The sequence below is a fragment of the Streptomyces sp. NPDC031121 genome (assembly GCF_055570615.1).
Genome location: NZ_JBVIGV010000001.1, coordinates 226,999 through 248,342, shown reverse-complemented (window position 1 = coordinate 248,342; position 21,344 = coordinate 226,999). Strand labels below are relative to the sequence as shown.

The window sequence follows — 21,344 nt, the reverse complement described above, 5'->3', positions numbered from 1 at the left end:
CGGCCGTCAGCCCGCCCGGGTGCGGCCGAGCAGGACGAAGCCCTGCTCCTCGGCCACCGTCCGGTAGCCCGCGGCGCGGGCCCGCGCGAGCGCGAGGGCCTCGTCGCGCGCGCTCAGCGGCCAGCGCAGCTCCGGCGCGACCTGCGTGTCCACCAGGACCCATTCCGGGTCGGGCCGCCCGGCCGCCCACCCGAACAGGCTGACGCTCGTCCGGTTCGCCAGGTGCGGCACGAGCCCGTCGGAGGCCTGCACCTGCGCCCCGTCCGGGATCCGCGCCATCATCCGGTGGGCGGCCGCGATCCGCGGGTCGGTCCGCCACAGGGCCGGGTCGGCGAGCTTCCCCAGCGAGGACCCGGGGAGCAGCAGCAGGCAGACGCCGGCCGCGCCGGCCAGGACCCGGCGCAGCCCCGCGCCCGACGTGCCGCGCCGCTCCAGGGCGTGGACGAGGGCCGCGAAGACGACCGGCATCGCCGTGAGCGAGTAGTGGTAGCCGGTCCCCCAGTGCGGCGCGTAGTCCGACAGCCCGCGCCACAGCAGCGTCGGCACCGCGACCAGCAGCAGCGGCGAGCGCAGGGCGAGGAAGAGGGTCGGTGCGAGCAGCAGCACCAGCGTCACCGCCTTCTCCCCGGGGGTCACGAGCCCGGCGGTCGCCTTGTGCAGCAGCGCCGCGAAGCCGCCGCCCGCGCCGCCGGACCCGCCGAGGAAGCCGGCGTAGAAGTACGACCCGGCAGGGTTGAGGGCGGGCAGGACGACGAGCACGGCGAGCAGCGTCCAGGCGGCGCCCGCCGCGGCGGTGGCGAGCCCGAGCCGCCGGCGGCCCGGTCCGCCGCGCCAGGCGATCAGCAGGCCGATGACGGCGACGGTGCCGCCCATGTCCTCCTTCACCAGCAGCAGCGGCAGCGCCCACAGGGCGGCGGCGCGCAGCCGGTCCTGGCCGAGGGCCGCCAGCGAGCAGGCCAGGAGCGGGACGGCGAAGGCCCATTCGTGGAAGTCGAAGCCCACCGCGTTCGCGACGCCCCAGGACAGCCCGTAGGCGAGGCCGATGACGGCGGCCGCCGCGCCGCCGAGCGCCCGCCGCGCCCACAGCGCGAGCGGCAGGACGCTCGCCGCGACCAGGGCGGCCTGCGCGACGAGCAGCGTGCGCGCCGACGGGAACAGCAGGTAGGCGGGGGCCAGAAGGGCCAGGACCGGGGAGAAGTGGTCGCCGAGGACGGCGAAGCCGGGCCCCTTGACCTCGGAGACCGGCAGGCGTCCCTCCGCGTACGAGCGGACGGCCTGCTCGAAGATGGCCAGGTCGAAGCTGTGCGACAGCAGGCGCTCGTGGGTGCGCAGCGAGAGGGCGGCGTACGCGAGGAAGAGCCCCGAGGCGAGGGCCCACATCCACAGCGGCGGCGGCCCGCCCCGGCCGGCTGCCGGCGGGTCTCCGGCCGGCCCCGGGCCCGCCCGGTCCGGCGTACCGGACTGCTGCGGCGGGAGCGCGGCGGTGTCTGCGGGGGGTGCGTGCATGGCGCGCCTTTCGGGGAGCAGGGCCGGACCGGTGCCCCTCAACGTGCCAGCCGGGCCGCGGGGCACGGCCGAGCCGCCTCGACCGCCGGCCGAGTCCCCACGAATGGCCGCACCCGGCTCCCCTGCGGCGGGGGCCTACTCGGCGGGCCAGACCGGCAGCGGGCGGACCGCCTCGCGCAGGGCGGCGGCGACGGCCCGGAACTCCTCCTGGCGGGCGGTGCCGGTCCGCATCGCGAGGGCGATCCGCCGGGAGGGGGCCGGCTCGGCGAAGTACCCGGTGGCCAGGTGCTCGTTGCGGGCGGTCTCCAGGCGCAGCGCGGTGCGCGGCAACAGGGTGACGCCCAGTCCCCCGGCGACCAGTTGTACGAGGGTGGAGAGCCCGGCGGCGGTCGTGGTGACGTCGGCCCCGTCGGTCCGCCCGGCCTCGCGGCAGATGTCGAGGGCCTGGTCGCGCAGGCAGTGGCCCTCGTCGAGCAGGAGCAGCTGGAGGCCGCGCAGCTCCTCGCGGGGGATGTCGCGGCGCCCGGCGAGGGGGTGCTCGCGGGGGGCCAGGAGGACGAAGTCCTCGTCGAAGAGGGGCAGTTCGGTGACGCCGGGGACGCCCAGCGGCACGGCGAGCAGCAGCAGGTCCAGGCGGCCGGCAGCCAGGCCGTCGAGGAGGGAGGAGGTCTGCTCCTCGTGGACCTGGAGGTCCATGCGGGGGTAGCGCCGGTGGAACAGCGACAGGACGGTCGGCAGCAGGTAGGGGGCGACGGTGGGGATCACCCCGAGGCGCAGGGTCCCGGTGAAGGGGGCGCGTACGGCCTCGGCCTCCTCCAGGAGCCCGCCCATGGCGTCGAGGACGGAGCGGGCGCGGGCGGCGATGCGCTCGCCGGCCGGGGAGAGGAGCACCTTGCGGGTGGTGCGCTCCAGGAGCTGGACGCCGAGGGCCTCCTCCAGCGCGGAGACGGCCCCGGAGAGGGCGGGCTGGCTCATGCCGATGGCGGCGGCCGCGTCGCGGAAGTGCAGGTGCTCGGCGACGGCGGCGAAGGCGCGCAGCTGCGCGAGCGTCGCCTGCTTCGTCCCCTTATTACTGACGGCCACTGATAGGTACCTCCGATCACCCGGCACAAGACTAGCTATTTCTGCAATCAATGCAGCTGTGTCAGCATGTGAGATACGTCCAACCCCCTCGGAAGACGCCCATAAAGGGCGTTTTTCCTGCTGCAAGGAGAGCACGTGCTCACTGTCGGTGACAAGTTCCCCACCTACGATCTGACCGCCTGCGTCTCGCTCGAGGCCGGCAAGGAGTTCGCGCAGATCGACCACAAGACCTACGAGGGCAAGTGGCGCGTGGTGTTCTTCTGGCCGAAGGACTTCACCTTCGTCTGCCCGACCGAGATCGCCGCCTTCGGCAAGCTGAACGACGAGTTCGCCGACCGCGACGCCCAGGTCCTCGGCGTCTCCGGCGACTCCGAGTTCGTCCACCACGCCTGGCGCAAGGACCACGCCGACCTGCGCGACCTGCCCTTCCCGATGCTGGCCGACTCCAAGCACGAGCTGATGCAGGCCTGCGGCGTGCAGGGTGCGGACGGCTTCGCGCAGCGCGCCGTCTTCATCGTCGACCAGAACAACGAGATCCAGTTCTCCATGGTGACCGCCGGCTCCGTCGGCCGTAACCCCAAGGAGGTCCTGCGGGTCCTCGACGCCCTGCAGACCGACGAGCTGTGCCCCTGCAACTGGACCAAGGGCGAGGACACCCTCGACGCGGGCGCCCTCCTGGCCGGTGAGTGACGGATGTCCCTCGACTCCCTCAAGGCCTCGATACCCGACTTCGCCAAGGACCTGAAGCTCAACCTGGGCTCGGTCATCGGCAACAGCGGCCTGCCGCAGCAGCAGCTGTGGGGCACGGTCCTGTCCTGCGCCATCGCCGCCCGCTCCCCGCGCGTCCTGCGTGAGCTGGAGCCGGAGGCGAAGGCCGCCCTGTCGCCCGAGGCGTACACGGCCGCCAAGTCGGCTGCGGCCGTCATGGCGATGAACAACGTCTTCTACCGCACCCGCCACCTGCTCTCCGACCCGGAGTACGGCACGCTGCGGGCCGGTCTGCGGATGAACGTCATCGGCAACCCGGGCGTGGAGAAGGTCGACTTCGAGCTGTGGTCGCTCGCGGTCTCCGCGATCAACGGCTGCGGCCAGTGCCTCGACTCGCACGAGCAGGTGCTGCGCAAGGCCGGCGTCGACCGCGAGACGGTCCAGGAGGCCTTCAAGATCGCCTCGGTGATCCAGGCCGTCGCGGTCACCCTCGACGCCGAGGCCGCCCTCGCCGCCGAGTAGCAGCCGCCCCGTGCAGGGAGAGGGGCCCCGCAGCCGTCCGACGGCTGCGGGGCCCCTGGCGTTCGCGGCGCTCCCGCGCTACTTGGCCAGGCCGCCCATCAGTGCGCGCATGTCCTCGATCATCGCGGCCTTGACGGCGTCCTCGTCCGGCCCGGGCGTGCCGCCTCCCTTGTCGACGTCCCCGAGCCAGGTGACGGACAGCGTGAACACCGCCCCGCCGTCGAGGACCCGGAGCCTCGGCCCGCTGATGAACGCGGGCGCCTCCACCATCAGCGCCCGCTCCCCCAGCCCCGGCACCTCGGCCACCTCCGCGGCCGCCGCCGCCGACAGCGCCTCCGGGACCAGGCCGGGACCCTGCCCGAACTCGGCCTCCGGGTCCGTCTTCTTGTGCAGTTCGACCAGGACCTGCATCTGGTAGGAGGTGCCGCCCTTCTCCCACTCCGTGAAGTACTCGCAGTGCGCCCAGTCCACCGCCGGGCCCTCGCGGTGGCTGGGGTGGCGGGTCATCACCGGCGCGGTCGCCTTCACCAGGGTGTCCAGGCCGGTCTCCCGGCACAGGTTCTCCGCGTGCCGGTACGCGATCCGGGGCGTCGCCGCGTAGCGGTCGCGGACCTCCGGCACGGCCGCCCACCCCGCCGACGCCAGCACGGCCCCGGCCAGCGCCCACACCCACGGCCCGCGCGGGCGCCGCACCGCGGCCCGGTCGCGCCCGTCCGGCGGCGCCTCCGCGGGCCGCCCCGCCTGCCCGGCCGGCCGGTCCGCGTCCCAGCCGCCTTCGAGTTCAGGCTCGCTGATCACTGTCGGCCTCCGCGGCGGCCTGGTCCCGTCCCGCCGCCCCCGGCGGGCCCGGGACGCTCGCGGCGGCCCCGTGCAGGAGCTGCTCGCGCGAGTACGCCTTCAGGTAGCCGACGACCGTGTTGGTGACCGCGACCAGCGGCACCGCGACGACCGCCCCGCCGATCCCCGCGACCATGCCGCCCGCCGCCACCGACAGCACCACCGCGAGCGGGTGGACCCGTACGGCCCGGCCCAGGATGAAGGGCTGGAGGACGTGCCCCTCGATCTGCTGGACGGCCAGCACCACGGCCAGCACCAGCAGCGCGGTGACCGGGCCCTGCGTCACCAGCGCCACGACGACCGCGAGCGCGCCGGAGACGACGGCGCCGACCAGCGGGATGAACGCGAAGAGGAAGATGAACACCGCGAGCGGCACCGCCATCGGCACCTTGAGGACGTAGAGGCCCAGGCCGATGAAGACGGCGTCGATGAGCGCGACGAGGACCGTGCCCCGCACGTACGCGGTCAGGGTCCGCCAGGCGCGCGGCCCGGCTCCGGCCACGCCGGGACGGGCGGCCGCGGGGACGAGGCCCAGCGCCCAGGTCCAGATCCGGCCGCCGTCGTAGAGCAGGAACAGCGTCGAGAACATCGCGAGGAGGATCCCGGTCAGCACCTCGACCAGCACGGTCACGCCCTGGAGGCCGGCGGAGGTGATCTGCTCGGTGTTGGTGCCGATGGTCTCGCTGAGGTTCTTGGCGATGTCGTTGATCTGCTTCTCGGTCACGTGGAACGGGCTGTCCAGCGCCCAGAGTTTGAGCTCGTCGATGCCGTCCCGGACCCGGTCCGAGAGGTCGTCCAGGTTCTCCATGACCTGCCAGACCACGAACCAGCCGACGAGCCCGATGACGACGAAGCCCAGGACCGCGGTGACCGACGTCGCGAGGCCGCGCGGCAGGCCGAGCCGGCGCAGCCGGACGACGAACGGCTGGAGCAGCGCGGTGACGAGCAGGGCCGCGGCGAACGCCAGGACCACCAGGCGGACTTCGCTGATCACCCTCATCAGCACCCACAGCATCCCGGCGAGCAGCAGCAGCCGCCAGCTCACCTCGGCGGCGACCCGCATCCCCCACGGGATCACCGCCGCGGGGTGCGGCCGCCCGTCCGGGCCGGGCGGGACCGGGTGGCCGCAGTACGCGGCGGCGGCGTCCGGTGCGGGCGGCACGGCGGGCGCGGCGGCGGGAGCGGGCGCCGGGGCCGGCGCCGGGGCCGGGTCGACGTCGGCGGTCCCGGCCTCCACGGACGCGCGCCGCGCTTCGAGCCTCGCCTCCATCCGGCTCAGTCTGCTCCCGAGCCGGCCCAGCCAGCCTGGCCTCTTCGCCATGTCGTTCCTCTCCCCCGTCCGCAAACACGCTCGATCGACCGTACACGCGGGAGCCCCGCACCGTTGTACGGTGCGGGGCTCCCCGAGGTCCGGGCGTGCGCGCCGGGCCCTAGTACCAGCCGTTGGCCTGGTGGAAGGTCCAGGCGGCGCAGGGGCTGCCGTAGCGGCCGTTCATGTAGTTGAGGCCCCACTGGATCTGGGTGGCCGGGTTGGTGCGCCAGTCGTCGGCGACCGAGGACATCTTCGAGCCCGGGAGCGCCTGGACCAGGCCGTACGCGCCCGAGGACGGGTTCACGGCCTTGTAGTTCCAGGTGGATTCCTGGTTGATGATGTTGGAGAAGCACTGGAACTGGCCGGCCGGGACGATCTGCCGGGCGATCTCCTTGACCTGCGCCACCGTGTAGGAGCTCTGCGGCGCGAAGTCGGAGGCGCTGCGGGTCGCGGAGCGGCTCGCGGCCTGCTCCTTCTCCTCGCGCTCCTTCTTCGCCTTCTCCTCCGCGGCCTTCTGGGCCTCGGCCTTCTTCGCCTTGGCGTCCTCGGCGGCCTGGAGGCGGGCGGCCTCCTCGGCGGAGCGGCGGGCGTCGGTGTCGGCGCCCTGGGCGAGGGCGTCGGCCTGCAGCGCCAGGGATCCGCTCTGGATCTGGGCCTGCTCGCCGACGGGGATGTCGGTGAGGAGCGTCGCCCCGGACGCGGTGGTCTCGAGATCGTTGGAGGCGGGGTCGCCTGCGGCGACGCCCACGACGGCGCCGACGGTGGTGACCGCGGTGGCCGAGGCCACTGCGAACCCCCGGACCGAGATCCGGCTCACACGTTGTCCTTCCAGCAGCGTCCGCGTGACCGGGCGGGCGCAAGAGTGCCCCTCGACGCTGGCCTCCGTGGAGCTTCGGTCACTGGAGGCGCGGACCCGTGGGCAACTCCCTTGCGGGGGCTGCCGCGTGATGCTCGGGCGGCATACGGCGGACGACTGTGGAGTTGTGGTGCTGCGCGCACCTCACAGGAGGTACGGCTGTGCCGTATGCGGGGCCTGACGGAAAACAGACTCTGCCGGACCCCGATGCCGCAAGGCAATTCCCCGTTGCGTGGGAAAGGTCACACTCCCCGTACCGACGCTGTTTCGCACGAAGGGCTGTGCAGCAGGGCGCCGCCCGGCTAGGCTCCTGGGCCTTTGCCGGGCGGCGTCAACTCCGCCGACCGCTATGGGCGTTTTGCCCCTAGGGGTCCTACAGGGTCTCCAGCATCTCCGTGACGAGGGCGGCGATCGGGGAGCGCTCCGAGCGGGTCAGGGTGACGTGCGCGAAGAGCGGATGGCCCTTCAGTTTCTCGACCACGGCGACCACTCCGTCGTACCGGCCGACCCGCAGGTTGTCCCGCTGGGCCACGTCGTGGGTGAGGACGACCCGCGAATTGGCCCCGATCCGGGACAGAACGGTCAGCAGCACGTTCCGTTCGAGGGACTGCGCCTCGTCCACGATGACGAACGCGTCGTGGAGGGAGCGGCCGCGGATGTGCGTGAGCGGCAGGACCTCCAGCATCCCCCGGTTCAGCACCTCCTCTATGACCTCCCGCCCGGCCACCGCCGAGAGGGTGTCGAAGACCGCCTGCGCCCAGGGGCTCATCTTCTCCGACTGGTCGCCGGGCAGGTAGCCGAGCTCCTGCCCGCCGACCGCGTACAGCGGCCGGAAGACCATCACCTTCTGGTGCTGGCGGCGCTCCAGCACCGCCTCCAGCCCCGCGCAGAGCGCCAGCGCCGACTTCCCGGTGCCGGCCCGGCCGCCCATGGAGATGATGCCGACCTCGGGGTCGAGCAGCAGGTCGAGGGCGATGCGCTGCTCGGCGCTGCGGCCGTGCAGCCCGAACGCCTCCCGGTCGCCGCGGACGAGCCGGACGCTGCCGTCCGCGGTGACGCGGCCGAGCGCCTTGCCGCGCTCGGACTGGAGGATGAGCCCGGTGTGCACGGGCAGTTCCGCGGCCTCGGGGGCGTACAGCCGCTCCTCGGAGTAGAGGAGGTCGACCTGCTCGCCGGAGAGGGCGAGCTCGCTCATGCCGGTCCAGCCGCCGTCGGTGATGGCGAGCTCGGCGCGGTACTCCTCGGCGAGCAGCCCCACGGAGGAGGCCTTGATGCGCAGCGGGAGGTCCTTCGAGACGACCGTGACGTCGTAGCCCTCGGCCTGGAGGTTGCGGGCGACCGCGAGGATCCGCGAGTCGTTGTCCCCCAGCCGGAAGCCGGCCGGCAGGACGCCGGGGTCGGAGTGGTTGAGTTCGACGCGGAGCGTCCCGCCCAGCTCCCCGACGGGGAGGGGGGCGTCGAGGCGGCCGTTGCGGACGCGGAAGTCGTCCAGCAGGCGCAGGGCCTGGCGGGCGAAGTAGCCGAGCTCCGGATGGTGGCGCTTGGCCTCCAGCTCGGTGATCACGACGATCGGGAGCACGACCTCGTGCTCGTCGAATCGCGTGACCGCGTTGGGGTCCGCCAGCAGGACGCTGGTGTCGAGGACGTAGGTCCGCCTGTCGGGCAGGCGGCGCTTGGTGCTGGTCACCACGGAAGGACGTACCCCCTCGGAAGAGGTCGGGCCATGAAGACCGGACCGGTCATCGGCACCCTTGCGAGGGCCGGTTTCCGGCCCTCCCGTTCCGTCCGTGCGAGCCGCACGTGCGTCCTGGTGCAAAGGGCCTCCCGGGCGGACGACCCCGTGCCGTCCGCTGAGACTCGACACCCGTGGATCGGGCATCGACCTGAAAGGGGTATTCCCCGATCGGCCTCGGCCATGCCTTGGCATATGACGGACGCTCGGTGAACCCCAGGTGAAAGCCTCGCGGAGGGACGGCGGCGTAAGGGGGCGTCAGGCGCCCCCGTCCTCAGACCCCGTAGCGGCGGTGGCGCGCGGCGTAGTCGCGCAGGGCGCGCAGGAAGTCGACCTTGCGGAAGGCCGGCCAGAAGACCTCGCAGAAGTAGTACTCGGAGTGCGCGCTCTGCCACAGCATGAATCCGGACAGGCGCTGCTCGCCGCTGGTGCGGATGACGAGGTCGGGGTCGGGCTGGCCGCGGGTGTAGAGGTGCTCGGCGATGTGGTCGACGTCGAGGACCTCGGCGAGCTCCTCGATGGTGGTGCCCTTCTCGGCGTGCTCCAGGAGCAGCGAGCGGACGGCGTCGGTGATCTCCTGGCGGCCGCCGTAGCCGACGGCGACGTTGACCAGTATCCCCGTCACCCCGCGGGTGGCCTGCTCGGCCTCCTTCAGCACGGACTGGGTCTGCGCCGGGAGGATGTCGAGGTTGCCGACGTGGTGGACGCGCCAGCGGCCGTCGGCGGCGAGGCCGCGGACGGTGTTCTCGATGATCTGGAGGAGCGGGCGCAGCTCGACCTCCGGCCGGTCGAGGTTGTCCGTGGAGAGCATCCACAGGGTGACGACCTCGACGTCGGTCTCGGTGCACCAGCCGAGCATTTCGGAGATCTTGTCGGCCCCCGCCTGGTGGCCCTGCTCCGTCGTGCCTCCGGACGCCTTCGCCCAGCGCCTGTTGCCGTCCAGGATCACGCCGATGTGCTTGGGCGACGCGGCGTGGTCGAGGCGGCCTTCCACCCGGCGTGCGTACAGCCTGTACACCAGGTCGCGCAGCTTCACGATCTTCCAGCCCCTCCGTGCAGTGCCCCCGTGCGAAATGCGGTCCCTCCCCCGAGCCGCCACATTACTGCGCGGCGGGATCGGGTACCCAACTCGGTCCGTCACAGGTCCGTGATAGGGAGGACATCGTGACTGATAACAATCCCTATCGGGCAGAGCAGGCGCGCTACGACTCCATGGAGTACCGGCGCACGGGCCGCAGCGGCCTCAAGCTCCCCGCCATCTCCCTCGGCCTCTGGCACAACTTCGGCGACGACAAGCCCCTGGAGACCCAGAGGGCAATCCTGCGCCGGGCCTTCGACCTCGGGGTGACCCATTTCGACCTGGCGAACAACTACGGCCCGCCCCCCGGCTCGGCCGAGCTGAACTTCGGCAAGATCCTCTCGCAGGACTTCGCCCCCTACCGGCACGAGCTGGTCATCTCGACGAAGGCCGGCTATTACATGCACCCCGGCCCGTACGGCGAGTGGGGCAGCCGCAAGTACCTGCTGAACTCGCTGGACGCCTCGCTGAGGCGGATGGGCGTCGACCACGTCGACATCTTCTACTCCCACCGCTTCGACCCGGAGACGCCGCTGGAGGAGACCATGGGCGCCCTGGCGTCCGCGGTCCAGCAGGGCAAGGCGCTGTACGCGGGCGTCTCCTCCTACACCGCGGAGCAGACGGCGGAGGCGGCGCGGATCCTGCGCGGGATGGGCGTGCCGGCGCTGATCCACCAGCCCTCGTACTCCATGATCAACCGCTGGACGGAGGAGGACGGCCTGCTCGACACCCTGGAGGAGGAGGGCATGGGCTGCATCGCCTTCGCGCCGCTCGCCCAGGGCCTCCTGACGGGCAAGTACCTCCAGGGCATCCCGGAGGGCTCGCGTGCCTCGCAGGGCAAGTCCCTCGACCCGGGCCTGCTCTCGGAGGACGTGCTGGGCCGGCTGGAGGGGCTGGCGGGCATCGCGGCCCGGCGCGGGCAGTCGCTGGCGCAGCTGGCGCTGGCGTGGGTGCTGCGGGACGAGCGGATGACCTCGGCGCTGATCGGCGCGTCCAGCGTCCGGCAGCTGGAGGAGAACGTGGCCGCGGTGGCCGGTGCGCCGCTGACGCAGGAGGAGCTGGCGGAGATCGACTCCTTCGCGGTCTCCACGCCCGGGACGAACATCTGGGCCCAGCGCGGCTGACCTGCGGTTTTCCGGCGTGGCGCACTCGCGGGACCGGAAAAGGAAAACGGGCCGGTCCGTGGGGGGGATACGGACCGGCCCGAGGGGGGGGTTCCACCATAACCCTTCGTAAAGCGTGATGCGTGCATCGGCGCCGGATGATTACGCTCCGAAACCGCCCAGCAGCAATCCGGTGAGGGCGCCGGCCGCCATGAAGGGGCCGAAAGGGAACGCCTGCTTCCGCCCGTTCGGGCTGCGCAGGACCACAACGAGCCCGTAGAGGGCCCCGTAGAGGAAGCCCAGGAAGGCTCCGAAGAGCCATACCCCCCACCCGTACCACCCAAGAGCGACGCCCAGGGCGAGCGCCAGCTTGACGTCCCCGAAGCCCATCCCGGCCGGGTTGATCAGGAACAGCAGCAGGTACGCGGCCCCCAGCGCGGCCCCGCCCAGCAGGGCGAGCCGCCAGGACCCGGCGGCGCCCGGCGCGAGCGCGGCGGCGCCGAGGCCGGCCGCGGCGGCTGCGGCGAGCGGCAGGGTCAGGATGTCGGGGAGCCGGTGCACGGCGAGGTCGACGAGGGCGAGCAGGACGAGGACGGGCGCGAGCCCCGCGAAGACGGCGGCCTCCGGGCGGGGGCCGGCCGCGGCGGCGAGCGCGGCGCAAGCGGTGCCCGCGACCAGTGCGGTGGTCCCGCTGCGCGCCCCGTAGCGCAGCCCGCACGCCCCCGTGCCGGCGGCGGGGCGGCCGGGGCAGCGGGCGGGGCCGAGCCGGCCGCGCAGCGGGTGCCCGCGCGGGCAGTGGGTGCGCCAGGGGGCCCCGGGTTCGACGGAGAGCCGGTACGCGGCGCGCGGCAGCAGCCACCCGGCGGCCGCCCCGTACCCGGCGGCAACGATGATCACGACCACGCCCACCCGCCCGAAGGTAGGCCCCGCCGCCCGCACCCGGCATGGGCCCGGGGACCCAACCGGCGGACCCGGGGGCCGGTCTACTGTGGCCGCATGGCGGGCGTGCGGTGGGCGGACGGCGGGGCGGAGCTGCGGATCGGCGCCGGGGGCGCGCGGGTGCCGCTGGAGGTGGCGGCGTCCTGGCGGGCCCGTACGCGCGGGCTGCTGGGCCGCGACGGGGTCGCGGGCGCCCTGCTCCTCACCCCTGCGGGCAGTGTGCACACCTTCGGGATGCGGTTCGCGATCGACGTGGCCTACCTGGACCGGGACCTGCGCGTGGTCGCGCTGGCCTCGATGGCGCCGGGCCGGCTGGGCCTGCCGCGGCTGCGCTCCCGGCACGTCCTGGAGGCGGAGGCGGGCACGATGGCGGCCTGGGGCCTGGCGGTCGGCACCCGGGTGGCGGTGGTGCAGCCGGGGCCTGCCGGGCCTGCCTAGCGCCCCGGAGGCCACCGGCCCGGGGTGGGGCGGGGGCCCGGCCGGCGGTAGGTTGGGGCGGTTGGGCTGGGGTGGCAGGGGAGCGGCATGACGGAGAACGTGCGCGTGAAGGCGCTGGAGCAGATCATGCCGGCGACGCACGGCGCCGACGAGGACATCGACTGGCGGGCCGCGGAGGCCCTCTGGAACACCCGCTTCCCCGCCGATTTCGTGGCGTTCATGGGCCGTTTCGGCGCGGGCTCCATCAACGGCGAGGCGAGCATCCTGCCGCCGCTGCCCCAGCGGGGCCCGCAGTGGGATCCGCCGGGCATGGCGGAGGAGACCGCGAACGCCCGGCAGTCGTGGCACGCCGCGGGCGGCCGGGCCGCCCTGGACGCGGACCCGGACGCGATCATCGCCTGGGGGGTCACGGGCGGCTCGGACATCCTGTGCTGGCTGGCCTCCGACCCGGACCCGGACCGGTGGCCCGTCCTGGTTGTCGGCCGGCACACCGCGGAGCCGTTCGCGGTGTACCCGTACGGGATGGCGGAGTTCCTGTACCGGCTGTGCTCGGACGAGTTCGACGTGAGCCCGGTCGGCCTGACCTTCTGGGACGGGGGGCGCCTGAGCTTCGTCCACTGGCGCAAGGCGCAGCGCCGCTGGCAGGAGGGCCGCAATCCGGAGACCGGCGACCCCGACCCGTATGCGGGCGAGTTCGGCCCCTGACCGCGCGGGCGGCGGCGCCCTGCCGGGCGCCGCGGCCTGATCCGCTCCCCCGCACCCCCCGAAGCCCGTTCCCGGCCGCACCGGCCGGAAACGGGCTTTCCGCATTTCTACGCGCGTCCCGGCAACCGGTTCTCCAGCGGAAAACACGAGCCGTAAATGCCGCGCTTGGAGCAATGGACACAAGTTCCGCCCCCATGGGGCCAATCCGCGCGGCACGGGGCAGAATTCCGGCCATCGGGCCGCCGGCGGACACCCCGGTCCGGAGCCCCCCATAAGCAGCGACGGAACTCGAAAGAATTCAGGGAAGAACACCGGTGCAACGAAGAATTTTCGGCGCGGGAGCGGCCGCGGCCGTGCTCGGACTCCTGGCCCCGCTGGCCGGATGCGGCTCCGGCGCGGGCTCCGACAGCGGGACGCTCCACCTGGTGGCCGCGGAATACGGCGGCGACAAGGCCACCAGTTCGAAGCCCTTCTGGGACCGGGTGGCGAAGGAATTCACCGCCGCGCATCCCGGCACCACGGTGCAGGTGCGGCTCGTACCGTGGGCGGATGTCGACCGCGAGGTGTCGCGGATGGTGAAGGCGGGAAAGGCGCCGGACATCGCCCTCATGGGCTCCTATTCGGATTTCGCGGCCGACGGCCGGCTGTATTCCGCTGACGAACTCCTCTCCGTGGCTTCGGAGGCGAACTTCCTGGCGCCGCTCGTCGAGGCGGGCTCGATCGGGAACACCCTGTACGGCCTGCCGTGGGTGGCGAGCAGCCGGCTGCTCTTCTACAACGAGGCCCTGTTCAGGCAGGCGGGCCTGGTGAACGCCTCGGGGGCGCCGGCCGCCCCGAAGACCTGGTCGGAGCTGCGGAACGCGGCGAAGGCGCTCAAGGGCAAGGGCGTGAGGTTCCCGTACGCCATGCCGCTCGGCCCGGAGGAGGCGCACGCCGAGGCGATGATCTGGGAGCTGAGCAACGGCGGCGGCTACGCGGACAGCGCCGGCAACTACAGCCTGGCCTCGGACCGGAACATCGAGACGTTCCGCTGGGTCCGGGACAACCTCGTGGGCCCGGGCCTGACGGGCCCGGTGGCGCCGGCCCGGCTCAACCGGGCGGACGCCTTCGCCGCGTTCCTGCGGGGCGAGGTCGGCATGCTCAACGGCTATCCCTCGCTCGCGCACGAGGCCCGTGCGCGGGGCATCGGGGTGGGGGCCGTCGCCATGCCGGTCTCGGACTCGCTCGCCTCCGGGGAGACCCCGCCGACCATGGGCGTGGCCGACTGGATCATGGCGTTCCGGCAGAACGGCAAGCGGGCCGGGATCGCGCGGTTCCTGGAGTTCCTCTACCAGGACAGGAACCTGTCGGAGTTCGCGGGCCGCTACCACCTGCTGCCCTCGACGGTTTCGGCGACGCGGACCCCGGCGGGCGCGATCGACGACAACGACCAGCAGTTCCTGACGGCCCTGCGCGGCGCCCAGCTCTACCCGGTGAACGACCCGGCCTGGGTGGAGGTCAGCGACACCATCAAGCGCAACATCGGCCGGGCCGTCGAGCCGGGCCGCGACCCCAAGGCGGTCCTGGAGGAGATCGCCGCGAAGACCTACCGGGCCAGGAAGAAGAACTGACCGCCGCCCGCCCTCAGTGCTTCCCGTGCTCCGCCGAGAACGCCGTCCGGTGGTTCTCACAGCTGGAGTCCCACGGCATGGAGCCCCGGAGCGTCCCGTAGCCGGTCCGGGTGACGGACCACTCCACCGTGTACGCGCCGGTGTCGCAGGCGATCCGCTTGCCGCCCGGCACCTTCTCGCGGCCCGTCGCCGGCCGGTCGGCGAGCTCCCGGTGCACCTCGACGGCCGTCCCGCGGGACGCGGAGCGCACGGCCGCGTGCAGCACGATCGGGTGCCGGCCGTCCTTGGTCGTCACGGCCTTCTTGACCAGCATCGAGTCCGACACCGCCCAGCCGAAGTCGAACTCCGGCTCCCAGGCCAGGGTCTTGGGGTCGCCGGTCCGCCGCTCGTGGTCGGGGGCGGCGGGGTGGGCGGGGCGCGGCACCGTCTTGTAGCGGATGCCGGGGTGGAAGCGCAGCTGCGCCTCCACCTTGTGCATGTCGTCCTCGGTCCACAGGGACTTCATCGCCTTGTCGTCGCCGGCCGGGTCCTGGAGGTAGGTGCCCTGCGCGGCCGTGGCGGCCTGGCCGAGGACGGGCGCGAGGGCGGCCGCGGCGGCGGCGACGGTGAGGGCGGCGGAGCGGGTGCGCTTCATGCCCGGTCCAACGGGGCCCCGCGGCGGCCCGGAACGAGGGCCGCCGCGCTTTCACCCGTACGGGAGCCCGCGGGCCCGCGGCGCGGCCGGCGCGGCCGCGCGGGGCGCGCGACGGTCAGGCCTGGCCGGTCTCGAAGCGGCTGATGCGGTCGTCCCGGACGGTGAAGCGCCAGGCGGTGCGCATCTCGCCCCAGGTGTCGTTGCGGTAGTCGGCGACGAGCCGGCGGCCGCCGTCGGACTCGGACTGGACGTCCATGTGGCCGCCGGAGTCGAAGATCTCGCGGTCGATCCACTCGTGCAGGTCGCGGTCCGTGCCGTCGTCGGACATCGTCGCGTCGGGGGTGAGGAGGGCGAGGAAGGCGTCCCTGTCGTGTGCGTTGACGGCGGCGACGAACGCGCTGACGACGGGATCGGACAGCTTGGCGGGAGCGATGGCCACGGAGGACCTCCTGGTCGGGCGCGCGCACGGGTGCGCGCGGTTGCGCAGATCAGGGAACACCCGGCGGGCGCGGCGGGCGCAGATCCTCACCCGTTCGCCGCCCGGCGGCGTGTCAGGGGGCGGGGGGTTGCGGGGTGTCGGGGGCGGTGCGGACGGGGAAGCCGGTGGGGCGGCCCTGCTGCTCCAGCCAGTCGAGCACCTGGCCGAGGGCCTCCACGGTCTGCCGGCGGTCGCCGCCGCCGTCGTGGAGGAGGATGGTCGGGCCGTTGCCCAGTTCCCGTCTGACGGTGCCGGCGATGGCGGCGGCGCCGGGCTTCCGGAAGTCCTTGGTGTCGACGTTCCAGCCGAGGGGGCGCATTCCGTTGGCGGCGGCGATGCGCCGGCTGTCGGGGGTGAACGCGCCGCCGGGAGCCCGGTAGTACTCGACACGGGCGCCGCCGCCGGCCGCCTCCTCGATGAGCTTCTGCGCGTCGAGGATCTGCTTCTCCTGGTAGGCGACGGGCTTGCGGTCCATGGCGGTGTCGTGGTCCATGGCGTGGTTGCAGAGCCTGTGGCCGCCGGCGACGACCTTCTTGACCAGGTCGGGGTGGGCCTTGGCGCGGGGGCCGACCATGCAGAAGACGGCCTTGGCGCCGTGCTCCTCCAGGACGGCGAGGATGCGGGGGGTCCACTGGGGGTCGGGGCCGTCGTCGATGGTGAGGTTGACGGCGCCGGCGCCGCCTTCGGAGGCGTGGGCTATGTCCTCGGGTATGCGCGGCGCGGGGGCCTCGCCGCCCTTGGCGCCGTCCTCGGCGCCGTCCTTGGCGCCGCCCTTGGCACCGTCCTCGGCGGTTCCGGACGGGCCGCCGGAGCCGTTCCCGTCCGCCGCGGTGCCGGGGGCGGCGGGGTCGGGGCCGGCGAAGGCGGCCACCCCCCACACCGTCATCGCCGCGGCCGCGCCCGATGCCGCGACGGCCACCCGCGTGCGCATGCCCGTCCGGCGTGCGCGTGCCGTGAACTCCCTGAGGCCCATGAGGCGTCCCCTCCCCGATCGGCGTTCCCGACGGCCCTTCCAGGGGTGAGGACGTGAACGCCCGTGCGAGAGTTCCCACCATTGGCCCCGTAAGGCCTGGTAGAGGACCTTGGTCCTTGACCGGACGAAACAAGGTCCTGGCGGCTCACGGGGCGGCCGGGGCCGGAGGGGCGGACGGGCACGCCTGCGGTACGCCTCGGCCCCCGCGGGGATTCCGCGGGGGCCGGGGCCTTGCCGTACGCGCCGCCGGGCGGCGTCCGGTCAGCGGGTGGCGGGCGCCTGCGGGGCCGCGGCGGGAGCCGCCCCGGCGCCGCCCGCGGGCGCGGCGGCCGGTGCGGGGCCGGAGCCGCGCAGCGGGACCTCCTTGACGAACCAGGCCGCGGCGAAGCCCAGTACGGCGACGGCCGCGCCGAGCAGGAACGCGGAGTGCGTACCGGCGGCGACCGCGTACTGGTACGCCTCGCGCACCGCCTCCGGCAGCTTCGCCAGGCCGGCCGCGTCGAGCTGGGCGGAGCCGAGCGAGCCGGCGGCGTCGGGGCCCAGGCGTTCGGTCATCGCGTCGGTGACCCGGCCGGTGAAGAGGGAGCCCATCAGGGCGACGCCGAACGAGCCGCCGAGGGTGCGGAAGAGGGTCGCCGTCGAGGAGGCGACGCCCATGTCCTTCATCTCGACGCTGTTCTGCGCCACCAGCATGGTGATCTGCATGAGGAAGCCGAGGCCGGCGCCGAGGACGGCCATGTACACGCCGGAGAGGAGGCGGCCGGTGCCGGTGTCCATCTGCGCGAGCAGGTACAGCCCGGCGACCATGAGGGCGCCGCCGGCGATGGGGAACACCTTGTACCTGCCGCTGTTGGTGGTGATGCGCCCCGCGATCAGCGAGACGGCCATCATCGACAGCAGCATGGGCAGGAGCAGCAGGCCGGAGTTGGTGGCGGAGGCGCCCTGCACGGACTGCTGGAAGAGCGGCAGGTACAGCACGGCGCCGAACATGGCGAAGCCGACGAGGAAGCCGATCACCGACATGAGGGTGAAGTTGCGGCTGCGGAAGATGTGCAGCGGCATGACGGGCTCGGCGGCCTTCGTCTCGGCGAACAGGAACGCGGCCGTGGCGACCGTGCCGACGGCGATCAGACCGATGATCTCGGCGGAGCCCCAGGCGTACTCGCTGCCGCCCCAGGTGGTGACGAGCACGGTGGAGGTGATGGCGACGGTCAGGAGGGCCGCACCCAGGTAGTCGATCCTGCCCTGCGCCCTCTTCTTCGGCAGGTGCAGGACGGCGGTGACCATGGCGAGCGCGACGGCGCCGAGCGGCAGGTTGATGTAGAAGGACCAGCGCCAGCCCATGTGGTCGGTGATGGTGCCGCCGACGAGCGGTCCGCCGATCATGGCGAGGGCCATCACACCGGCCATCATGCCCTGGTACTTGCCGCGGTCGCGGGGCGGGATCAGGTCGCCGATGATCGCCATGACGCCGACCATCAGACCGCCGGCGCCCAGGCCCTGGACTGCGCGGAAGCCGATCAGCTGGCCCATGTCCTGGGCCATGCCGCTGAGCGCCGAGCCGATCAGGAAGATCACGATGGAGGCGAGGAAGGAGCCCTTGCGCCCGTACATGTCGCCGAGCTTGCCCCAGATGGGGGTGGAGGCGGCGGTGGCCAGCGTGTAGGCGGTGACCACCCAGGACAGGTGCTCCAGACCGCCGAGCTCGCCGACGATCGTCGGCATCGCCGTGCCGATGATCATGTTGTCGAGCATGGCCAGCAGCATGGCGATCATCAGCGCCATCAGGACGACCCGGACGCTGCGCGGCTCCACCTCCTCCGCCGTCCCGGTCTTTGTGGCATTGTCGACCATGATCCGCTCCCCGTTGCACGCCGGTTGCCGGACGGCGGTCCCGCGGCCCGCTCCAGCGTGCGCACGGTGTACTTACTTGCCGCCCGGCTAGTTCACTATACTGGGGAAGGTAAGCCCGCCACTAGCCGGGCGTCAAGCAAGCAGTGTGGGGAGAGGCATGGCCGGCAGCAGTCCGCAGGGGCGTCGAGGCAACACGCGCCAGCGCATCCAGGACGTCGCGCTGGAGCTCTTCGCCGAGCAGGGGTACGAGAAGACGTCGCTGCGCGAGATCGCGGAGCGGCTGGAGGTCACGAAGGCGGCGCTGTACTACCACTTCAAGACCAAGGAAGACATCATCATCAGCGTCTTCGACGACGTCACCCGCCCGATCGACGAGCTGATCGAGTGGGCGCAGCAGCAGCCGCGCACCCTGGACACCAAGCGCGAGGTGCTGCGCCGCTACAGCGAGGCCATGGCGGCGGGCGCGCAGCTGTACCGCTTCATGCAGGAGAACCAGGCGACGATGCGGGAGCTGAGCATCGGCGAGACGGTCAAGCGCCGCCTGTTCACCCTGGTCGAGCTGCTCCGCAACGACGACGGCCCCCTGACGGACCAGGTCCGCTGCGTCAGCGCGCTGTTCACGCTGCACGCCGGGATGATGTTCCTCCAGCACGTGGAGGGCGACCCGGAGGAGACCCGGGTCGCGGCCCTGGAGGTCGCGACCGACCTCATCACCCAGGCCCACCACGCGTCCTGACGGCCGTGGAACCCTGGAGCACCTCCCAGCGGAGAGAGCTGCGGCACCTGCTCAACGAGTGGGATCCGATCGGCGTCGCCGACCTCGTCCACGACGAGTACGACTGCATGCTCGCCCCTCTCCTCGGACGCCTCTGCCGCGGCGCGGACCAGGCGGAGATCGCCGCGTACCTGCGGAACGAGCTGGAGGAGCACTTCGGCCTCGCGCCTTCGGCCTCGCGGCCCGACGCCATGGCCGCCCGCGTGACCGCCTGGTGGGCGTCCACCGGCCCGAGGGGCGGCACCGCCGGCGCGTAGCCCCGGCCCGGCGCGGCCTGCCGCCACCGATCTTCCGGACTCCGTTCCCGCCGGGTACAGTTGGCGCCCCGATCCGCACCCGCCCCGGTACCGGGGCGGCGCAAGATCTCCGCTGCCGCGTTGGAGGATCTTGCCGTGCCCGGAATCACGCCGTCGACGAACACGTCCGGCAGCCGACTGCACCTGCTGACCGCCGTCCGCCCCCGCAAGGGCGCCGGATCCAGCCCCACGCGGATCGTCGGGCGCCGGCTGGCCCGGCACCTCGCCGGCGCCGGCGACCGGGTGCGCGTGCTTGCGGAGCCCGGCCAGACCGACGGCTGGCCCGCCGGCACCGAGGTGGCCGCCGGCTCCGTCACCCGACCCGCGGAGTGCGCGAACGTCTTCGACGGCGTGGACGCCGTCTTCCTCGCCGGCGCCGTACCGGCCACGGTCGGGGAGGTGCTGGACACCGCCCGGGCCGCCGGGGTGCGGCGGATCGTCGTACTGTCCTCGCACGGGCCCGAGTACGAGGCGGCGTACCCGCCGGAGACGTGGTTCTGGCTGGCCGTCGAACGGGCCGTCGAGGAGTCGGGCATGGAGTGGACGCACATCCGCCCCTCCGCGGTGATGGGCGCGGCCATCGAGGGCACCTACCCGGCGACCGGCTCCGACTGGGCCGACACCATCCGCGCCGAAGGCGTCGTACGGGAGGCCTTCCTGCACGGCGGCCACTACCCCTTCATCCACGAGGAGGACCTCGCGGCCGTCGCGGCGGCGGCCCTGCGCACCGGCGACCACGCCGGCAGGATCCTCGAAGCCGTCGGGCCGCCGATCTCCACCCGCGCGCGGGTGGAGTCCCTCGCGAAGGCCGTCGGGCGGGACATCACCGCCGTCGAGGCGACACCCGACGAGAGCCGCGCGACGTGGCGCGGGCACGGCTGGCCCGACGACGGCATCGACGTGACGCTGCACGCGCTCCGGGAGTACGGCGCCCGGCTCGCCGAACTCACCCGGTGGACCCTCGACCAGCGGCCGAGCGTGCGCGAGATCATCGGCCGCCCGCCGCGCACCTTCGCGGCGTGGGCGCGGGAGCACGCCGACCTGTACCGCTGCCGCTGAGCGGGGCCAGGCCGCCTCTTCCGGACCTTGCTCCCCCAGCTCCGCTGGGAGGTGCCCCCACACCCGCGCCGCGCGGGACCGCGCCTCGCCGCGTTGTCGGGCCGCCCGCGTACCCCAATCCAGTACGCGGGCGGCCCTCCGCCTTGCGACGCACGGCACCGGACGACGCGGGCTTGACCGGCGAGATCCGGAAGAGGCGGCCTAGCCTCCCGTGCTGCGGGGGAAGGTGATCTCGACCCGGCGGTTCTTCTTGCGGCCCTCCTCCGTGCTGTTGTCCGCGATCGGATAGTCCTCGCTGTAGCCGCGGACGTCGTACACCACGCCGGGCACGGTGACCGTCTTCGCCAGCTCCGCCTGCACGGCGTCCGCGCGCTGCTTGGACAGCACCTGGCCGTGCTCGTAGCTGCCCTGGTCGTCGGTGAAGCCGAAGACGCGGATGCGGACGGCCTTCTGCGTGTTGATCTCCTGCGCGATGGCCTGTATCCGGGCGGCGGCGGCCGCGTTGAAGACGGCGCTGTTCTCCGGGAAGAGGACCTCCGACTGGAGGGCCATCATGACGGTCTGGTTCGTCTCCTGGCGGCGCTGCTCGCCGCCGAGGTCCTCGACGACCTCGGCGATGTCGAGCACCTTGACGGGCGCGAGGGTCCCGCCCTGCGGGATCTTCAGGCCGGGAGCCTTGGAGTCGATGGCGACGGGCGCCGCGGCGGAAGGCTCCGTGCCGGGCGGGACGGACGGCTTGACGTCGTCGGCGACGGCCGTGCCGACGCCGATGCCGGCGGCTTGGAATCCGGCCATGACCATGCCGATCACGGCTGCTGACGCGGCGACGCGGTGGCGTTTCGTCAT

General features: G+C 73.2%; 22 protein-coding genes. 9 read left to right on the top strand and 13 right to left on the bottom strand.

The annotated features are described in order from the left end of the window. Positions 1–6: 6 nt before the first annotated feature. Together ACZ462_RS01185 and ACZ462_RS01180 are read right to left on the bottom strand one after the other, a co-directional pair. Entirely contained in the window at positions 7–1,506 is a 1,500-nt protein-coding gene (locus ACZ462_RS01185; protein ID WP_467806176.1) for a DUF2079 domain-containing protein, read from the bottom strand. Between the two features lie 135 nt (positions 1,507–1,641). Next, positions 1,642–2,589, bottom strand: a complete 948-nt coding sequence (locus ACZ462_RS01180; RefSeq protein ID WP_467806174.1) for a hydrogen peroxide-inducible genes activator — start codon at positions 2,587–2,589, stop codon at positions 1,642–1,644. A 135-nt stretch (positions 2,590–2,724) separates the two neighbouring features. Between ACZ462_RS01180 and ACZ462_RS01175 the strand changes: the two genes are divergently transcribed. Further along, complete coding sequence (locus ACZ462_RS01175; RefSeq protein ID WP_114053955.1) at positions 2,725–3,279, top strand: peroxiredoxin; 555 nt, start codon at positions 2,725–2,727, stop codon at positions 3,277–3,279. A 3-nt stretch (positions 3,280–3,282) separates the two neighbouring features. Continuing rightward, a complete protein-coding gene (locus ACZ462_RS01170) occupies positions 3,283–3,819 on the top strand; it encodes an alkyl hydroperoxide reductase (protein ID WP_467806172.1) in 537 nt (178 codons plus the stop codon). Between the two features lie 78 nt (positions 3,820–3,897). Here the strand turns inward: ACZ462_RS01170 and ACZ462_RS01165 are convergent, their stop codons facing one another. The 5 genes from ACZ462_RS01165 to ACZ462_RS01145 form a co-directional block, all read right to left on the bottom strand. Further along, positions 3,898–4,617: a hypothetical protein gene (locus tag ACZ462_RS01165; RefSeq protein ID WP_467806171.1), complete on the bottom strand. Its 720-nt coding sequence runs from the start codon at positions 4,615–4,617 to the stop codon at positions 3,898–3,900. Further along, on the bottom strand, positions 4,601–5,977 hold the full coding sequence (locus tag ACZ462_RS01160; RefSeq protein ID WP_467806169.1) for an AI-2E family transporter: 1,377 nt from the start codon (positions 5,975–5,977) through the stop codon (positions 4,601–4,603). The genes ACZ462_RS01165 and ACZ462_RS01160 overlap by 17 nt, the downstream gene beginning before the upstream one ends. Before the next feature lie 109 nt (positions 5,978–6,086). Next, entirely contained in the window at positions 6,087–6,785 is a 699-nt protein-coding gene (locus ACZ462_RS01155; protein WP_467806167.1) for an aggregation-promoting factor C-terminal-like domain-containing protein, read from the bottom strand. 412 nt (positions 6,786–7,197) lie between these two features. Next, complete coding sequence (locus ACZ462_RS01150) at positions 7,198–8,514, bottom strand: PhoH family protein (RefSeq protein WP_467806165.1); 1,317 nt, start codon at positions 8,512–8,514, stop codon at positions 7,198–7,200. Between the two features lie 316 nt (positions 8,515–8,830). Further along, positions 8,831–9,592: an isoprenyl transferase gene (locus tag ACZ462_RS01145; protein WP_467806163.1), complete on the bottom strand. Its 762-nt coding sequence runs from the start codon at positions 9,590–9,592 to the stop codon at positions 8,831–8,833. A 128-nt stretch (positions 9,593–9,720) separates the two neighbouring features. On the opposite strand from ACZ462_RS01145, the gene mgrA reads away from it, so the two are divergent. Beyond that, positions 9,721–10,758 carry an L-glyceraldehyde 3-phosphate reductase gene (gene mgrA / locus ACZ462_RS01140; protein WP_467806161.1) on the top strand — a complete coding sequence of 346 codons (1,038 nt, stop codon included), beginning with the start codon at positions 9,721–9,723 and terminating at the stop codon, positions 10,756–10,758. Positions 10,759–10,899: 141 nt separating this feature from the next. On the opposite strand, the gene ACZ462_RS01135 is transcribed toward mgrA, so the two are convergent. Then, the gene (locus ACZ462_RS01135) at positions 10,900–11,646 is read right to left on the bottom strand and encodes a prepilin peptidase (RefSeq protein ID WP_467806159.1); all 747 of its coding nucleotides are present in this window, start codon (positions 11,644–11,646) and stop codon (positions 10,900–10,902) included. Positions 11,647–11,733: 87 nt separating this feature from the next. On the opposite strand from ACZ462_RS01135, the gene ACZ462_RS01130 reads away from it, so the two are divergent. From ACZ462_RS01130 to ACZ462_RS01120, 3 genes are all read left to right on the top strand, one after another. After that, on the top strand, positions 11,734–12,114 hold the full coding sequence (locus ACZ462_RS01130) for a DUF192 domain-containing protein (protein ID WP_467806158.1): 381 nt from the start codon (positions 11,734–11,736) through the stop codon (positions 12,112–12,114). Positions 12,115–12,201: 87 nt separating this feature from the next. Beyond that, positions 12,202–12,819 (top strand): SMI1/KNR4 family protein, encoded by a 618-nt coding sequence (locus ACZ462_RS01125; RefSeq protein ID WP_467806156.1) that lies wholly within the window; start codon positions 12,202–12,204, stop codon positions 12,817–12,819. A gap of 314 nt (positions 12,820–13,133) precedes the next feature. Then, positions 13,134–14,429, top strand: a complete 1,296-nt coding sequence (locus ACZ462_RS01120; RefSeq protein ID WP_467806154.1) for an extracellular solute-binding protein — start codon at positions 13,134–13,136, stop codon at positions 14,427–14,429. A 13-nt stretch (positions 14,430–14,442) separates the two neighbouring features. On the opposite strand, the gene ACZ462_RS01115 is transcribed toward ACZ462_RS01120, so the two are convergent. From ACZ462_RS01115 to ACZ462_RS01100, 4 genes are all read right to left on the bottom strand, one after another. Then, positions 14,443–15,063 carry a hypothetical protein gene (locus ACZ462_RS01115; RefSeq protein ID WP_467806153.1) on the bottom strand — a complete coding sequence of 207 codons (621 nt, stop codon included), beginning with the start codon at positions 15,061–15,063 and terminating at the stop codon, positions 14,443–14,445. Positions 15,064–15,178: 115 nt separating this feature from the next. Then, the gene (locus ACZ462_RS01110) at positions 15,179–15,502 is read right to left on the bottom strand and encodes a nuclear transport factor 2 family protein (RefSeq protein ID WP_467806151.1); all 324 of its coding nucleotides are present in this window, start codon (positions 15,500–15,502) and stop codon (positions 15,179–15,181) included. A 112-nt stretch (positions 15,503–15,614) separates the two neighbouring features. Beyond that, positions 15,615–16,472: a polysaccharide deacetylase family protein gene (locus ACZ462_RS01105; protein WP_467806305.1), complete on the bottom strand. Its 858-nt coding sequence runs from the start codon at positions 16,470–16,472 to the stop codon at positions 15,615–15,617. A 303-nt stretch (positions 16,473–16,775) separates the two neighbouring features. Next, complete coding sequence (locus ACZ462_RS01100) at positions 16,776–18,368, bottom strand: MDR family MFS transporter (protein WP_467806150.1); 1,593 nt, start codon at positions 18,366–18,368, stop codon at positions 16,776–16,778. 157 nt (positions 18,369–18,525) lie between these two features. Here ACZ462_RS01100 and ACZ462_RS01095 point away from each other — a divergent pair, with 157 nt between their 5' ends. The 3 genes from ACZ462_RS01095 (at position 18,526) to ACZ462_RS01085 (ending at position 20,498) form a co-directional block, all read left to right on the top strand. Next, positions 18,526–19,104 carry a TetR/AcrR family transcriptional regulator gene (locus tag ACZ462_RS01095; protein ID WP_467806148.1) on the top strand — a complete coding sequence of 193 codons (579 nt, stop codon included), beginning with the start codon at positions 18,526–18,528 and terminating at the stop codon, positions 19,102–19,104. A 5-nt stretch (positions 19,105–19,109) separates the two neighbouring features. Next, positions 19,110–19,400: a hypothetical protein gene (locus ACZ462_RS01090; RefSeq protein ID WP_467806146.1), complete on the top strand. Its 291-nt coding sequence runs from the start codon at positions 19,110–19,112 to the stop codon at positions 19,398–19,400. A 135-nt stretch (positions 19,401–19,535) separates the two neighbouring features. Next, the gene (locus ACZ462_RS01085; RefSeq protein WP_467806144.1) at positions 19,536–20,498 is read left to right on the top strand and encodes an NAD(P)H-binding protein; all 963 of its coding nucleotides are present in this window, start codon (positions 19,536–19,538) and stop codon (positions 20,496–20,498) included. 201 nt (positions 20,499–20,699) lie between these two features. Here the strand turns inward: ACZ462_RS01085 and ACZ462_RS01080 are convergent, their stop codons facing one another. After that, a complete protein-coding gene (locus ACZ462_RS01080; protein ID WP_467808741.1) occupies positions 20,700–21,344 on the bottom strand; it encodes an OmpA family protein in 645 nt (214 codons plus the stop codon).